This is a genomic window from Tsukamurella pseudospumae, assembly GCF_001575205.1.
Taxonomy (GTDB): domain Bacteria; phylum Actinomycetota; class Actinomycetes; order Mycobacteriales; family Mycobacteriaceae; genus Tsukamurella; species Tsukamurella pseudospumae.
On sequence record NZ_LSRE01000017.1, the window covers coordinates 1 to 13061 of the forward strand.

Annotated in this window: 16 protein-coding genes and 3 tRNA genes; 4 read left to right on the forward strand and 15 right to left on the reverse strand. The window is 65.7% G+C overall.

From position 1 onward, the window contains the following. Nucleotides 1-381 (forward strand): integrase core domain-containing protein (locus AXK61_RS13555; protein WP_156485669.1); only part of this gene is annotated, 381 nt, incomplete at its 5' end. A gap of 11 nt (nt 382-392) precedes the next feature. Here the strand turns inward: AXK61_RS13555 and AXK61_RS13560 are convergent. The 5 genes from AXK61_RS13560 to AXK61_RS13580 all read right to left on the reverse strand — a co-directional run bounded on the left by AXK61_RS13560 (nt 393) and on the right by AXK61_RS13580 (nt 4119). Next, nucleotides 393-899 (reverse strand): PhoU domain-containing protein, encoded by a 507-nt coding sequence (locus tag AXK61_RS13560; RefSeq protein ID WP_068745806.1) that lies wholly within the window; start codon nt 897-899, stop codon nt 393-395. A gap of 116 nt (nt 900-1015) precedes the next feature. Then, nucleotides 1016-1363, reverse strand: coding sequence for a hypothetical protein (locus tag AXK61_RS13565; protein WP_068745808.1), 348 nt, complete (start codon nt 1361-1363; stop codon nt 1016-1018). Next, nucleotides 1360-1848, reverse strand: a complete 489-nt coding sequence (locus tag AXK61_RS13570; protein WP_068745810.1) for a DUF5313 domain-containing protein — start codon at nt 1846-1848, stop codon at nt 1360-1362. The genes AXK61_RS13565 and AXK61_RS13570 overlap by 4 nt, the downstream gene beginning before the upstream one ends. After that, nucleotides 1845-3701: a phosphoenolpyruvate carboxykinase (GTP) gene (locus tag AXK61_RS13575; RefSeq protein WP_068745812.1), complete on the reverse strand. Its 1857-nt coding sequence runs from the start codon at nt 3699-3701 to the stop codon at nt 1845-1847. Before AXK61_RS13575 ends, AXK61_RS13570 begins: the two co-directional genes overlap by 4 nt. A gap of 109 nt (nt 3702-3810) precedes the next feature. Beyond that, a complete protein-coding gene (locus AXK61_RS13580; protein WP_068745902.1) occupies nt 3811-4119 on the reverse strand; it encodes an ArsR/SmtB family transcription factor in 309 nt (102 codons plus the stop codon). A gap of 233 nt (nt 4120-4352) precedes the next feature. Here AXK61_RS13580 and AXK61_RS13585 point away from each other — a divergent pair, with 233 nt between their 5' ends. After that, a complete protein-coding gene (locus AXK61_RS13585; protein ID WP_068745814.1) occupies nt 4353-4895 on the forward strand; it encodes a hypothetical protein in 543 nt (180 codons plus the stop codon). Between the two features lie 43 nt (nt 4896-4938). Next, complete coding sequence (locus AXK61_RS24985) at nt 4939-5223, forward strand: hypothetical protein (RefSeq protein ID WP_156485670.1); 285 nt, start codon at nt 4939-4941, stop codon at nt 5221-5223. Nucleotides 5224-5282: 59 nt separating this feature from the next. Here the strand turns inward: AXK61_RS24985 and AXK61_RS13590 are convergent, their stop codons facing one another. From AXK61_RS13590 to AXK61_RS13610, 5 genes are all read right to left on the reverse strand, one after another. Beyond that, on the reverse strand, nt 5283-5828 hold the full coding sequence (locus AXK61_RS13590) for a hypothetical protein (RefSeq protein WP_068745815.1): 546 nt from the start codon (nt 5826-5828) through the stop codon (nt 5283-5285). After that, complete coding sequence (locus tag AXK61_RS13595) at nt 5825-7498, reverse strand: SulP family inorganic anion transporter (protein ID WP_068745904.1); 1674 nt, start codon at nt 7496-7498, stop codon at nt 5825-5827. Before AXK61_RS13595 ends, AXK61_RS13590 begins: the two co-directional genes overlap by 4 nt. 44 nt (nt 7499-7542) lie before the next feature. Further along, nucleotides 7543-7920, reverse strand: coding sequence for an ArsR/SmtB family transcription factor (locus tag AXK61_RS13600; RefSeq protein ID WP_068745817.1), 378 nt, complete (start codon nt 7918-7920; stop codon nt 7543-7545). 477 nt (nt 7921-8397) lie between these two features. Then, entirely contained in the window at nt 8398-8805 is a 408-nt protein-coding gene (locus AXK61_RS13605; RefSeq protein WP_414929999.1) for a cupin domain-containing protein, read from the reverse strand. A gap of 44 nt (nt 8806-8849) precedes the next feature. Beyond that, on the reverse strand, nt 8850-9767 hold the full coding sequence (locus tag AXK61_RS13610) for an NADP-dependent oxidoreductase (RefSeq protein WP_068745821.1): 918 nt from the start codon (nt 9765-9767) through the stop codon (nt 8850-8852). Between the two features lie 138 nt (nt 9768-9905). Here AXK61_RS13610 and AXK61_RS13615 point away from each other — a divergent pair, with 138 nt between their 5' ends. Continuing rightward, a complete protein-coding gene (locus AXK61_RS13615; RefSeq protein ID WP_068745823.1) occupies nt 9906-10814 on the forward strand; it encodes a LysR family transcriptional regulator in 909 nt (302 codons plus the stop codon). 156 nt (nt 10815-10970) lie between these two features. On the opposite strand, the gene AXK61_RS13620 is transcribed toward AXK61_RS13615, so the two are convergent. The 5 genes from AXK61_RS13620 to AXK61_RS13640 all read right to left on the reverse strand — a co-directional run bounded on the left by AXK61_RS13620 (nt 10971) and on the right by AXK61_RS13640 (nt 13053). Beyond that, entirely contained in the window at nt 10971-11705 is a 735-nt protein-coding gene (locus tag AXK61_RS13620; protein WP_068745825.1) for an enoyl-CoA hydratase, read from the reverse strand. 238 nt (nt 11706-11943) lie between these two features. Continuing rightward, nucleotides 11944-12016: transfer RNA gene (locus AXK61_RS13625), tRNA-Ala, on the reverse strand. Between the two features lie 119 nt (nt 12017-12135). After that, nucleotides 12136-12193 (reverse strand) — tRNA-Ala (locus tag AXK61_RS13630). 19 nt (nt 12194-12212) lie between these two features. Then, a tRNA-Ile gene (locus AXK61_RS13635) sits at nt 12213-12289 on the reverse strand. A 53-nt stretch (nt 12290-12342) separates the two neighbouring features. After that, on the reverse strand, nt 12343-13053 hold the full coding sequence (locus AXK61_RS13640) for a DUF3566 domain-containing protein (RefSeq protein WP_068570127.1): 711 nt from the start codon (nt 13051-13053) through the stop codon (nt 12343-12345). Nucleotides 13054-13061: the final 8 nt, after the last annotated feature.

Genomic DNA, 13061 nt, shown 5'->3' on the forward strand with positions numbered 1-13061 from the left:
CAATCCCGCCTGGCGGTGAACGCTCTGAACAATGCTGTTGCCCGTCGACCTGGTCCCGTCGCCGGGTGTATTGTTCACTCGGACAGGGGTTCTCAGTTTCGGTCGCGCAAGTTCGTGGCAGCGTTGAACCAGCACGGCCTTGTCGGGTCGATGGGCCGCGTGGGCGCTGCCGGCGATAACGCCGCGATGGAATCGTTCTTCGCGCTGCTCCAGCGCAACGTCCTCGACCGGCACCGCTGGGCCACCCGCGAGCAGCTGCGGATCGCGATCGTCACGTGGATCGAACGGACCTACCACCGACGCCGTCGGCAAGCCCGCCTCGGCCGATTGACCCCGATCGAATACGAGACCATCATCAACACAGCCGCCCCGGCGGCATAACACCGTAACTGTCACCTCTCGGTGCAGCAGTCCCCAGCCCGCAACAACCGCATGTCATGGTTGTGAGTGTCGATGGTGTTGCCACTGCCGGCGTCGTGGTTGATCAACGCTTGGTATGCCTTGAGTGCGAGCTCATGAGCGAGGAGTCCCATCTGTAACAGGATCTCGCGACCGCCACCGCGGGGGAGCTCCCGGTAGCGTTCGCGCACAATTTCGGCGATACGGCCGGCGTGCTCGCCCATGCGCACAATGTCACCAGTGAGGTGGACGCCTGCAACAGCGTGGCGGATAGTGCCGCTCTGCGGCGAGGGTCTGCCGAGCAGCGAGAGGATCTGGGTTTCAGCGGGGCCGCTCATCGCGGTCAGCTCACTAGTGAGCGCGAGCGCGTTCTCTGCGGCTGGTCGGTTCGCCTCGGCCAGAGCGGTCGTGGCAGCGACGATGGATGCGACTGCGAGCCCGCACATTGCTACCAGGGTGAAGTCAAGGTCGGCGAGGTCACGGTCGGTCTGGGCAGGCATTGCACTCCTTACCGGTCCGGGCCTCGAAGCGCCATTCCATGTTGTTGTGCTGTCGTTTTGTGTTGTCGTAATGCACGGATCAGCTCAGATGAGCGGCGTGAGGTGACGATGAGCCGTTAGGTGGGTGTGGAGGCCGCTGTTGTGATGCGTGCTTGGGTGCCGAATTGGCGGAGAGTGATGGTGATGTCGGTGGTCGTATTGGGTGGGGTGTAGTGCCAGGTGCCGAAGCTGGTCCCGCGGTTGGCGAGTGGGGTGGTTGGGGTGGGTGGTCGCCACCGCGGTGCTGTGGTTGCGGTGATGCGGTGCACGGTTGCTTTGACTTGCAGTGTGAGCGTGGTGGGGTGGTCGACAGTGACGGGCCGGCCGTCGATGGTGATGCGCGGCTGAAGGATCCAGCCCATCAACATTCGTGTGGTGATCGACGGTCGGAGACTGACGGTGATGGCCGCGTGGTTGGTGGTCACTGCGGCGGTAACACCCACGGTTCGTGGTCCGACCGCGGGACCGCTTTCGTCGTGGTGGTGGTGTCGGCGTTGTGCTGGTTGGTGCGGTACCGGGCGTTGTAGGCGTCGACGGCGGGGGCGTTGCGGATGCGGTCGCGTTTTTCGATGAGGGCTGGGTCGAGTGCGTGGTGGCGTAGGCGTGCGCGTCGGTAGATCTTGTTGAGGGCGAGGGAGAAGTAGAGGAAGGGGATGAAGATCGGCAGCGTCATGGATAGGCGCACGTCGAGGCTTGTGTTGATGAAGAGGAACGGTATGAGGATGAGCGCGCAGGGCACTGCGAAGCGGATGACGGTGCGGCGTACGGCGCCAGGTCCGGTGAGGTCTTCGGTGACCCAGTGGTTCATGGATGCGGGCAGGGTGCCGCGGCCGTAGCAGTAGCGCAGGTACTGCCACAGGCCGGGCCGCTCGTTGGTGGATCGACGCTCTGCAGAGGCGTGGTCGGTCATGCGGATTCACCGGTGTCCGTGAGCGCCGCCGCGAGGGCGGCGAGTTGGCCGCGGAGCGCAACCGGGATCGTCGTGGCGTCGAGGCTGGCGTACCAGTCGTCGATGAGGGGGATTTCCTGTTGCCATTCGGCCGTGTCGAAGGCGAGAGCTGCTTCGATGTCAGCGCGATCGACGTCCAGGCCGGTCAGGTCGAGGGCGTCGAGCGTGGGAATCGATCCGATGGGGGTCTGAACTGCGTCGGCGGTGCCGTCGATCCGGCGCAGCGCCCAGTCCAGGACGCGGGTGTTCTCGCCGAATCCGGGCCACAGGAATCGGCGGTCGTCTCCGCGGCGGAACCAATTGACGTAGAAGATCTTCGGGAGCAGATCGCTGCGGGTGTGGTCGGCGATTTCGAGCCAGTGGCGGAAGTAGTCACCGGCGTGATAGCCGAGGAAGGGCAGCATGGCCATGGGGTCGCGCCGCACGACGCCGACCTGGCCGGTGGCGGCCGCGGTGGTCTCGGAGGAGAGGATCGAGCCGAGGAAGACCCCTTGTTCCCAGGAGGAGGCCTGCGTGACGAGCGGGATGGTGCTGGCGCGGCGGCCGCCGAAGAGGATCGCTGAGATCGGGACGCCGGCGGGGGCGTTCCATTCGGGTGCGACGGTGGGGCATTGTTCGATCGGGGTGCAGTAGCGCGAGTTCGGGTGGGCCGCCGGGGTGGTGGTGTCGGGGGTCCAGTCGCGGCCGAGCCAGTCGATGAGGTGATCGGGCGGGGTGTCGGTGCGGCCTTCCCACCAGGTGCCGCCATTGTCGGTGAGTGCGGTGTTGGTGTAGACGGTGTTGCCGGCTGCGAGGGTGGCGATCGCGTTCGGGTTGGTGGCATCCCCTGTGCCGGGTGCGACGCCGAAGAACCCGGCTTCGGGGTTGGTGGCGTAGAGGCGGCCGTCGTCACCGAACCGCATCCAGGCGATGTCGTCGCCGATGGTTTCGGCCTTCCATCCGGGGAGGGTGGGGGTGAGCATGGCGAGGTTGGTCTTGCCGCACGCCGAGGGGAACGCGGCAGCGATGTAGTGCACCTTCCCTTGGGGGTTGGTGAGTTTGAGGATGAGCATGTGCTCGGCGAGCCAGCCTTCGTCGCGGGCCATCGCGGAGGCGATGCGCAGGGCGAAGCACTTCTTGCCGAGGAGGGCATTGCCGCCGTATCCGGATCCGTAGCTCCAGATCTCGCGGGTCTGCGGGAAGTGGCTGATGTACTTGGTGGAGTTGCAGGGCCACGGCACATCAGCGTCCCCGTGCTGTAGCGGCGCGCCGACAGAGTGCAGTCCTCGGACGAACTCGACCTCGCGACCGTTGTCGGCGAGCTTGTCCCAGACGGGGTTGCCGGTGCGGGTCATGATCCGCATGGACAGGGCTACGTATTCGGAGTCGGTGATCTCGATGCCGTATTTCGGGTCGGCTGCATCGAGTGGTCCCATACAGTAGGCGATGACGTACATCGTCCGGCCGGTCATGCACCCGTCGTACAGGCCGGTCATCAGGTCCTTCATGCGGCCCGGCGCCATCCAGTTGTTCGTCGGCCCGGCCTGCTCAGCGGTGTCGGAGCAGATGAAGGTGCGGTCTTCGACCCTAGCGACGTCCGCCGGATCCGAGGTCGCGAGGAACGAATTCGGTGCGTCCTCGAGCTGGACGAAGGTGCCCTTGTCGACGAGCTGCCGCGAGAACTCGGCAGCTTCAGCTTCGGTCCCGGTGCACCAGTGGATCCGTGCGGGCCGAGTCAATGCAGCGACTTCCGCCACCCACGCTTCGACGTCCGGATGAGTGTCGGAATCGTGACCACCAGCGCTACTGATAGTGCGCGGATCAGATGCGGTCATGGTGATGTCCTCTCGATCGGGCTCGGTTGAGTTCTAGTGGCGATCGTGTGCACAGCTTCAGGGGCGGAGCAACAGTTCGCGCCGGTGGCGCAGCGTCGATCTCGGTTGGTCACGCGGACGCGCGCCTCGGGGCGAGGGCATCGGCTTGGCCTGCGACGACGCCGGTCAGGATGCGGCGGGCCACCCCTAGCAGTTCAGCGACTTCGGGTGAGGTGAGGGTGTAGCGGACGAATGACCCTTCCCTGCGGGAGGTCACCAGACCTGCGCGTCGCAGCACGGCAAGGTGCTGGGAAAGGTTGGCCTGCTCGACCTCGATCTGCGGCAGCATCTCAGCGACAGAAAGCTCCCCGTCGCACAGCAACTCGAGAGCTCGGATCCGCGCAGGGTGCCCCAGGGTGCGGAAGAAATCGGCCTTCATCTGGTACAGCGGTTGTTCCTGCACGGCAGAACCCCTCCTCGATCTTCTGATATACCAATATTAGCAAGTAGCTCGCTGTAGGTGTCGATTGCGGTTACCCCGTCGGGTGGACAGTCCGCGGGGCGGTGCCCCGAAGGACTGCGGCGGCGACCCGAATCCAGGATCACGAGGAGAGCAGATGAGGTTCACCGGTGAATGCGCGTCTGTATGCCGGACCGACAGGCGCTGACGGGATGAGCACGGGTACACCCACGGCGGGCGAGGTCACGCACCCTCGGGCCCAGGTGACGGGAATTCACCAGGTGCTGGCGGTTCTGGCGCCGTCGAGTCGGGTGCCCCCGTGGGTGCAGGCCGCTGCGGTGATCGCCTTCGCCACAACTACCCCGTTGGCGTCGATCGTGGCGGTGCAATTAGAGGAGGTGAGCTTTCGGCGTGGTGACGCGCTGCTCGCGGCGGCTGGCCGGGAGCCGGCGATCATTCCCCGCGCTTTCGCAGGGCCCCTGTCAGCGATCGTGCGGGTCGACCCTCCAATGGTGGTGCCGGGTGAGCAGAAACAGCGCCGGTATCTGTTTCCGTCATCCACGGCAGCCGATGGGCACCTGAGCGTGAGTGCCCTCACGCATCGCTTCCGTGCGAGCGAGATCGTGCTGATCGGGCACCGCAATCTGCAGGTCCGCGCCGCACTGCACGCAGCTGCGCAATCCATCCCGCTGGCCTCACTCGGCGCAGGAACTGCGGCGAACGCGGATCAGATCTGGCACCGCTACCCCCGCTGAGCACGTCCGGCTATCGCCTGCCACCAGCCACTAAGCATCGTTCGTGATCACCAGAGACGGAGACGCCATGCCGAAAGTACCCGAGCCCACACCGCAGGAAATTCGGGAGCTTCTCCGCCCGGTGATGCACTGGGCACACCTGAAACGTCACGCCGAAGTCAGCTACCGGCAGGCGATCATCGCCGCACACCTCGCTCGGATCCCGCATATCCATATCTCCCGATACACCGGCACATCACCACAAGCGGTCCGCAAAGTCATCGATCGAGGCCTGAATCCGCGAACCGAACGCGAGGCCAACGCCGGTCCCGCCGCGAGCCGGCCTTAGGCGAAATCTCGTCGGCGCACGACAGTCATGCCGGCGGCGACCGCGAGCCGTGAGGAGCGTCAGCGCTCGGTGCGGGGCTGGATGTCGGTGGCGGGCCACGGCCATGGCCAGCGGCGGTCGTGGCCGGTGAGGATGACCCACACGCCGGCGTGGTCGTGCTGACGCTGTCCGTCGGCGCCGTAGACGCCTTCGATAGTGCTGTCAGTGCGTGCGGGATGCCATTGACCGCTTTGGGTGAGGACATCGATCGCGGTGCCGGGCGCCAGTCGTTGCGTCCAACGGGGCCCGCAGTGGTGCTCGAGCGCGCGTTCACCGGTGGGCGTGAGACAGTACAGGCCTTCACCGCCCGCCAGCGGCGGTTTCCACTCGACCAGCCCAGCGCGAAGGAGCCGCACCAGCACCGCGCGGCAATTCTGTGCCGCGATCTGAGACGGCTCGACCCAACTGGGCGCTCGGTCGAGCTGCGAGAGGACCTCGACGTGGCTCGCCGGCAGAATCCGCCGGTATCGCCGAGCGGGCGCTGCTATATCCGTGGTGTCGGACGATCCGTGACCGTCGGAGCGGACATCGTCGGTGGATTCGGCGGTGGGAGGGTTGGGGGTCATTGCGGGCCGTTCGTGGTGTTCTCGTGGGCGGATCGTTGGATGTGGTCGCGGGCGTGTGCGAGCGCCGCGGGGAGGGTGTCGAAGAGGTGGCGTTCGTGGCGTAGGTGCTCGAGGACTCCGACGCGGCTGATCACGGGGAGGTGTTCGGGGCGGATGCCTTTGAGGAGGACGGTGACGCCGTGCCGCTCCAACGCTTGGACAGTTTCCGCGAGCGCTTGGGCGCCGGTGGCGTCGACGTACTGCACCTGTGAGAGGCGCAGGATGATCACCGTCACCCCCGTGACGGCGGTCAGTTCCTGCTGGATCCGGTCGGCGACGCCGAAGAACATCAGCCCGTCCAGGCGCAGCAGGGCGATCTGGTCATCACCCGCCTGCGGCGTGCCGGGGAGTCTCTCGCGCCGCACCGCGCCCATGCCGGCGAACTTGCGCAAGGTCAACAAGGCCGCGCACGCGATGCCGATCTCGATCGCGACGATCAGGTCGAAGGAAACGGTGATCACCGCGGTCGCGGCGAAGGTCAGCGCATCGGATCGGGTGGACCGCAGAATCCGGCGGACCAGCGACGGCGAGATCATCCGCGCAGCGGTGACCATCAGCACGCCTGCCAGGGCAGCGAGCGGGATTCTGCCGACCACAGTGGATGCTGCGTAGACCACGAGCACGAGCACGAGCGAGTGAACGATCGCCGCCATCCGGGTGCGGCCACCCGAGCGCACGTTCACCGCGGTGCGGGCGATCGCCCCGGTGGCCGGCATACCACCGAACAGTCCCGCCGCAACCGACGCCACTCCCTGACCGACCAACTCCCGGTCCGCGTTGAACGGACCCGTCGTCTCCCCCGTCGGACCAGGCATCGTCGAAGCGACCCGCGCAGAGAGCAGCGACTCGATCGCCGCGAGAGCCGCGATCGCCAGCACCGCACCCGACAAGCCCGGCACATCCGCCCACACCACCTCCGGCAGCTGCGGCGCCGGCAGACTCGACGGAAGCTCCCCGATCACCGGTGTCGCGATATCGAACGCCGCTACCGCGGCGGTGACCACGATGATCGCGATCAGGCCCGCCGGCAGCGCACGATGCAGCCGCGGCACCGCCACCATCACCACCGCGACGAACACGACCATCGCGGCACTGACCCCCACAGCCGGCCAACGAGCACCCGCAACAGACTCCACCGCCGCCACCAACGCGTTCTCGCCCGCAGCAACCGGCGACGACAACGCCGACGGCACCTGCTGCAGGAAGATGATCACCCCGATACCGACGGTGAACCCCTCGATCACCGGCCACGGAATGAACCCCACCGCCCGCCCCACCCTGGACGCGCCCAGCACGAACAAGACCACCCCGGCTAGGACGCTCAACAACGCGACCGTCCCCACACCCGACGACGCCACAATCGGCGCGAGCACAACCACCATCGCGCCCGTCGGACCCGACACCTGCACATTCGACCCACCGAACACCGCAGCGCAAACCCCGGCAATGATCGCCGTGATCAAACCCGCCTGCGCCCCCACCCCGGCACTGACCCCGAACGCCAACGCCAAGGGAAGCGCCACCACCCCCACCGTGACCCCAGCAACCAGATCCCCACGCCACGTCCGCGGAACCTCCGCATAATCGGCCCGGCTCGGCAGATCCTCCGGCCTAGGCAACGGCGCCCGCACCACCGACCACACCCGCTCACGCCAGGCCGCAGCCTCTCCCGCCATCAGACGCCGTCACTGGTGGGCGTCACAGCAGGCAATCGGTCGACCGCCTCCAACGCCTCAGTGCTGTCCGCGAGCGTGTCGTGCAGAAAGATTCGCGCGATCGCCAACAACTCAGCGACCTTCGGATGCGCAAGCCGATACGTCACCGCACTACCCGAACGAGAGCTCACCACCACCCGGTGGCGCCGCAACGTCGCCAAATGCTGCGACAAATGCGACGCCTCCAACCCCGTCGCCGCAAGCAGATCACTCACCCCACACTGATAGTCCGGGGACGCCGCCAACACCTCCAACACTCGAATCCGCAACGGATGCGCCAACCCCTTAAACAGATCCGCCTTGATCGCATACAACGGCGCCACACCCTGCTCAAGCACCCTGGTTCACCCCCGACTCGATGATTTCATAAAACCATCATATCGGTCGGAGATCCGAGCAACCAGCGAGGTGCTGAGGCCCATGCCCCGGATCTGGGTCATGCCGGTCACTACGACGCTCGTCGAAGTCGGTCATATCAGCAGATTGCCGCCAGTGAGCATCTCGCTCCGTTCGCCGAGCTCCCTCCGATCATTCGGCAGGCCAGCGCGGCGTTCGCAGCGAGTTTGCCACCACGGCGGCAACAACGCTCTGCAGCGAGCGGCTTGTGCCCCGTCGTTGCTGCGCCCGTCAATTCCCGCGTTGGGAACCTCGACTGCCTCAAACGCTCGTCGGGTAGCCGGAGGCCTATGGCGCCGGCGTTTCACAGTTCTCGAAGGTCTTCCGGGAGCCCTCGTCACGCACGGCCCGAATTGGTTCAATCTTCGCGGATCTGCGGCGACGTGCGGCAGAACCTCCCGGGACGACCCGTCGACACCTCAATCGTCAACGGTGAGCGGGCCGTCGCCTGTCCGCACGAGGAAGACGGCTAAGAGTTGTGCTGGCTCGGTGGCGCTGGCGTTCTCACTGATCGTGTGGTGCGCGCCGGGGCGTTCGATCCAACTCTCACCCGTCCGAAACACGTGCGGCAGGGCATCATCGACCCTGCTGCGGATCGCCCCCTTGGTCACGTACGCGGTGATGAACGCCGACTTCGCGTGGTGGTGTGGCACACTTTTGGCGCCGGGCGGGTTATCGACTGTGACGGTGATGAGCGAGGTTCCCGCGATGTTGGTGCGCTCGTTCGACACCTCATGAACGATGGGGCCCGTGGGCTCCGGCGCCGCACTCGCAGTAGGTGCTCCAAGTGAGCTGAGCGCAGTCGCAGCAAACACGCTGAGAGGCAACAACTTTTTACCGGTTGATCCCATACTCGACGCGATTCCTCGAGTTAGTTCCGTACCTGGACGATGGTTTTGCCTGTGGCTCGTCGAGGCCCGTTGAACACCTCGATAGCGTCGTCGAGCGTGACGACGGTGCCAATGTTGGTCCGCAGGCGACCGTCGCGTACCCGATTAACGATCTCCGCGAGTTGCGTGCGGTCGGATTCAACGACGAAGTCGATGACGGTGCCGTTGTCCACGCGAGCCGTCGTCGGGCCGGCGATCGTCACGAGGGCTCCGCCGGACCGGACCAGCGCAGCCGAGCGTTCGGCGATGTCGCCTCCGAATAGGTCGAATACGAGGTCGACGGGGCCGACATCCTCTAGCTGCTCGCGTTCGAGGTCGACGAACTCGTTCGCGCCGAGGTCGAGGGCAATTTGACGGTCACCGGCCCGACCGGTACCGATGATGTAGGCGCCGAACTCGCGTGCGAGTTGAACGACCATCGATCCGACACCGCCTGCGGCGCCGTGTGCCAACACTGTCTGCCCCGGACGAAGACGACCGTGGTCGAGCAAGCCCTGCCACGCCGTCAGACCCGAAATAGGTAGCGACGCTCCGACCGTAAAGTCGACATCACCTGGCAGAGGGGCAAGATTGCGGGCCTCGACAGCCACAAACTCTGCAAGGGTCCCATCGCGAGTCCAGTCAGTGAAGCCAAACACACGCTGCCCCACCGTGATCCCCGCCGTGCCGTAACCCAACGCAGTGACGACCCCCGCCATCTCGTGCCCAGGAACCGCCGGTGTCCGATCCCGCTCAAGGCGATCAACCGAGCTCTCCGGCCAGGACAGCTCCCCCGGAGTGAAGCCCGACGCGTACACCTCGACGAGAACATCGTTGGTCGAGACCACCGGATCGGGACGCTCACTCAAAACCATGCCCTCCGTACCGGCAGAAGGATCAGAGACCGTGATAGCCCTCATTTTTCATCGTTCCTCTCATCGCGAACCACTGCAGCCGCCATCCATCAGCGCACCCACCAGTCATCACAGCCGAGCCAAAGCATCTAGTCCAACGAAGCATTTTGATAGACTCCATCTACAATAGAGATGAGGTAGCGGGTGGAACTTCGGCAGCTTCAGCACTTCGTCGCCGTCGCCGACGAGATGAGCTTCTCCCGAGCAGTTCAGCGCACCCACGTCGTCCAGTCGGCCCTGTCCACGTCGGTGAGCAAGCTGGAGAAAGAACTCGGCGTCGACCTCTTCGACCGCACGCGACAGCAGATCCGTCTCACCCCAGCCGGCGAGCAGTTCCACAACCACGCCATACACGTGCTCCAGACCGCGCGTTACGCTAAGGAATCGATCGAAACCTTCCGTGGAGTACTGACCGGCACCGTCGACCTCGGCGCACTGATCTCGTTCGGTCCACTCGATGTGCCGAAACTCTTGGGACAGTTCCACCGCGACTATCCGATGGTTCAGATTAGGTTGCGGCAGAGCCAAACCGGCTCCAACGCCTACCTATCTGCAATCGCTCAGGGAGCACTCGATCTCGCTCTGATCTCCGCCCCCGACCGGTTTCCGGCCTCAGTCGAAATGCACCTGCTCGGTCACGAACCCATGGTGTTCGCCTGTCGCCCCGACCATCGCCTCGCTGACCGCGGACATGTCAACATCACCGAACTCATCGACGACCACCTCATCGGCCTGCCTCCCCACTACAGCCTACGTCAGCTCGTTGACGATGCGTTCGCCACAGCTGGAGTTCATGCACACACCCCACACGAAATCGCGCTCGACTACACCATCGCCGCACAGCTCATACACCACGGTCTCGGCACCGCGTTGATGCCCGCGAGCGAGGCCGTACGTTTTCCGCACCTCCGCGCACTCGAAGTGCGGCCCCGCATCACCTGGAAGATCTACCTCGCCTCAGCCGACCGCTCTCGACTCGCGCCAGCGACAGCCGAACTCGCCGACCGCCTCCTAGCAATCCGAACACCTGACTCAGACACACGGGAGCGATAGCCCCCGGAGCGATGGTGAGCAAGGGACCACCGAGCTCCCCTTACAGCCACAACAGTACGAGCGGTAACCCGCCTAGGACTGGCGCACGGCCCTGACCGAAATGCCCAGAACTTCCCGATGGACTTCTGAGACGGCTCTTCGGACCCGGAAGGGCCGTCAGCACCCCGTGAAGCGCGGCTCGCGCTTCTCGATCCGCGCCATGATGGCCTCCTTGAGATCCTCGGAGTCCCACACCGCGTGCAGCCGGGCCTCCTCGGCCTCGGTGAGCGGCTCGACGGCGACGTCGCTCTTGAACAGCGCCTTGTAGTTCTGCAGCGACAGCGGCGCGAGACCCGCGACGCCGCGGGCGAACTCGAGGGCGGCCTCGCGGTCGCCGATCGCGTTGGCGAAGCCCAGGTCCAGCAGCTTCTCGGCGCCGATCTTCTGCGCGGCCATCAGCACACCGCGGGCGTGGCCGCCGCCGACCAGGTCCTCGAGGCGGCGCAGCGTCCACTTGTCGATCGTGACGCCGAGTTTGGCGGCGGGGATCGCGATGGTGGCGCTGGGGTCCAGCACGCGCAGGTCCGCGAGCATCGCCATCTGCACGCCCGCCCCGACGGCCGGCCCGTTGACGGCGGCGACCAGGATCTGCTTCATCGCCTCGACCCGGCGGTAGAACCGGATGACGCGCTCCATGAAGTTCTTGTCCAGCACCGCGCCCGATCGCAGATCCGCCCCCGCGGAGAACACGGTGCCCTGCCCCGTGAGCACGATGACGAAGACCCCGTCGGCCTCCGCGCGGTCGAACGCCGCCTCCAGGCCGTCCATGATCTCGGGATTGAGAGCGTTCCGCGCCTCCGGGCGCTGGAACTCGATGACGGCGACCTTCTCCTCCAGCGTGTAACCAATCATGGCCCGCAATCTACGCTACGGGGGTGAAGGATGTCGTCGTAGTCAGCGCTGGCCGAGAGTACCTTCTCGCGCCCACAACATCGACGACACCACCGTCACCGTCGTCCACCTCGGCACCGGCCAGCTCATCGCAACAAACAACATCCAGCCCGACAAGACCTACTGGCGCAACACGCAGAAAGCCCCCGGCCGATGGCCGGGGGCTTCCTCGTGACCCATGTCGCGACTCATCATACTGTGGAGGCTAGGGGATTCGAACCCCTGACCCTCGCCTTGCAAAGGCGATGCTCTACCAACTGAGCTAAGCCCCCGTATTCGGTTGTGCACCCAACAATTGGCGCCGTCCTACCGCCAAGCTACGACCTTGTGGTGGACATGTCCACCACAAGGTCCCTGCTGGTCAAACCCCTCACCGGACCTGTCAGCTAGAGATAAGATTCGAACTCCTGACATCCGCCTTGCAAAGGCGGCGCTCTACCAACTGAGCTAAGGCCCCGGGACGGGGTGTGGTGGGCCTAGGAGGACTTGAACCTCCGACCTCTTCGTTATCAGCGAAGCGCTCTAACCGCCTGAGCTATAGGCCCGTGAACCGAGGTGGAACATTACCAGCGCACCTCGGGTTCTACAAAACAGCTGGTCAGTCCCTATCTGCGAGGGTCACCTCGATGCCGCCCACGAGGTCGGCGCAGAGGTTGTAGATGAACGCGCCCACGGTGGCGAGCGCGGTCAGCAGGATCACGTTCGCGAGGCCGACGAGGCCCGCGTAGGTGAACACGTCACCGGCGGTCAGGAGGCTCGCACCGGCCTGCTCGTTGGTCAGCGTCTGGAAGCTGTCGTTGATCTTGCTCCACACGCCCATGCCGCTGAGCACGATGTACAGCGCGCCGACCGCGATCATCCACACGAAGAACATCACCACCGAGATCACGCCGGTGACCTTGAACGTGGTCCACGGGTCGATGCTGCGCAGCTGCATCCCGGCCCGCACGGGACCGTTCGCGGCCTGCGTCTTCACGCCCGCGGCGCGGGCGGGAGTGCCGCCCACGGTGTGCAGGTTCGACGGTGCCGCCTCCTCCGGAGCCGCGGGAGCGGCCTCGCCGGCCGGGGTCGCGGCCGGAGCGGTGGCCGCGGGTGCGGCCTTCGCTAGGGGCGCCGTCGGTGCGACCTGATGGATCTTGTCGAGATCCGGCAGATCCTTGGGCAGCTCGTCACGTTCGACACCCTCGGTGGGCGCGTCGATGACGCGCCCGACATCGGTGTCGCGTCGCGGGATCCGGACGGGCTGGCGACCCGCCTCCGGCCCGGTCTCCGGCGGTCGGCCGCCGGGACCGGTTCCAGGGGTACTCACATGGGCTC